Genomic DNA, 1,420 nt, shown 5'->3' on the forward strand with positions numbered 1-1,420 from the left:
GCGGGTCAGCAGCAGCGGCAGCGGACGGCCGATGGTGACGCCCCGGCCGACGACGACGACGTGGGCGCCGTCGATCTCCACGCCGTGCCGGCGGAGCAGGGTGACGACACCCTGCGGGGTGCAGGGAAGCGGGCCGGCCTCGTTCAGCACGAGCCTGCCCAGGTTCATCGGGTGCAGCCCGTCCGCGTCCTTCGCCGGGTCCATCAGCTCCAGGATGCGGTTGGTGTCGATCCCCTTGGGCAGGGGGAGTTGGACGATGTAACCGGTGCAGTCCGGGTCGGCGTTGAGCTCCCGTACGACGTCCTCGATCTCCTCCTGGGTCGCGGTGCCGGGGAGTTCGCGCTGGATGGAACCCATGCCGACCTCGGCACAGTCACGGTGCTTGCCGTTCACGTACCAGCGGCTGCCCGGGTCGTCGCCGACCAGCAGGGTCCCCAGGCCCGGGGTGACTCCCTGTTCCTTGAGGGCCGCCACACGGACGGTCAGATCGGACTTGATCGCAGCTGCGGTGGCCTTGCCATCGAGAATCTGGGCAGTCATGGCGTCCATCTTCGCGGATGACCCGCCCCGCATACCAATTGCGGGTGGCCGGAATGGACGCGAGGTTGCACTTGCACAACACATCCCGCATTCGACTGGACAGAGCAGCGATGTCACGACGACGATAAGTCGTGCAGTACCACGGACGGTGTCGGGGGGACCTACCGTACATTTTGCGCGCCTTCCTCCACCCGGACGTGTCGTCCCCACAGATCCGTAACGGAGGAATCCAGCCATGAGCTTCGGCGACCCGAACAATCCGCAGGGCCAGCAGCAGGGCGGCCAGCCGGGCTACGGCTATCCCCAGCAGGCCCCGCAGGGCGTCCCTCAGCAGGGTTACGGCTACCCGCAGGCGCCCCCCGTCCAGGGCGGCTACGGCTACCCGGGCGGCCCCACGGAGATGCCCGGTGGCGTGAAGGCCGCCCGCGTCATGCTCTGGGTGATCGCCGGCCTCCAGCTCATCGGCGTGATCCTCTTCGGGGTGGCCGCCGCGGCCGTGAACGCCGCGAAGAACGACGAGACCCTCAAGGACGACGCCCAGTTCCAGGACCTCGTGGACTACTCCGGCGGCGTCCTGTGGGGCTTCACCGTCTTCGCGGTGCTGTGGCTGGTCTTCGCCGTCGTCCTCGCCGTCAAGTTCGGCAAGGGGGGCAACGGCCTGCGCGTCACGACCATCGTCTTCGGCGTGATCACCGCGATCCTCGGTATCTACCCGTTCGTCCTGTTCGGCCTCGTCCACACGGTCCTCGCCATCCTGGTCACCGTGTTCGTGGCGAAGTCCGACGGCGACGCCTGGTTCAACCGGCAGCAGCAGCCGCAGTACTGACCCGCTCCGCTTTCCACCCGCGAAGGCCGCGATCACCCGACTCACCGGCGGGGG

General features: G+C 68.2%; 2 protein-coding genes. One reads left to right on the forward strand and one right to left on the reverse strand.

Annotated elements, in window-relative coordinates; translation table 11 throughout:
- The coding region (locus IH13_RS0112320; RefSeq protein ID WP_031083767.1) for a tetrahydrofolate dehydrogenase/cyclohydrolase catalytic domain-containing protein at window positions 1-540 on the reverse strand (540 nt) is incomplete at its 3' end.
- 235 nt (window positions 541-775) lie between these two features.
- Here IH13_RS0112320 and IH13_RS0112325 point away from each other — a divergent pair.
- Window positions 776-1,366 carry a hypothetical protein gene (locus tag IH13_RS0112325; protein ID WP_031083769.1) on the forward strand — a complete coding sequence of 197 codons (591 nt, stop codon included), beginning with the start codon at window positions 776-778 and terminating at the stop codon, window positions 1,364-1,366.
- Window positions 1,367-1,420: the final 54 nt, after the last annotated feature.

This window comes from Streptomyces sp. NRRL WC-3549 (genome assembly GCF_000721935.1).
In the GTDB taxonomy this organism is placed as follows: Bacteria; Actinomycetota; Actinomycetes; order Streptomycetales; family Streptomycetaceae; genus Streptomyces.

Coding starts and splice junctions, on each gene's coding strand:
- IH13_RS0112325 (WP_031083769.1), top strand. CDS start 776: ATGAGCTTCGGCGACCCGAACAATCCGCAGGGCCAGCAGCAGGGCGGC.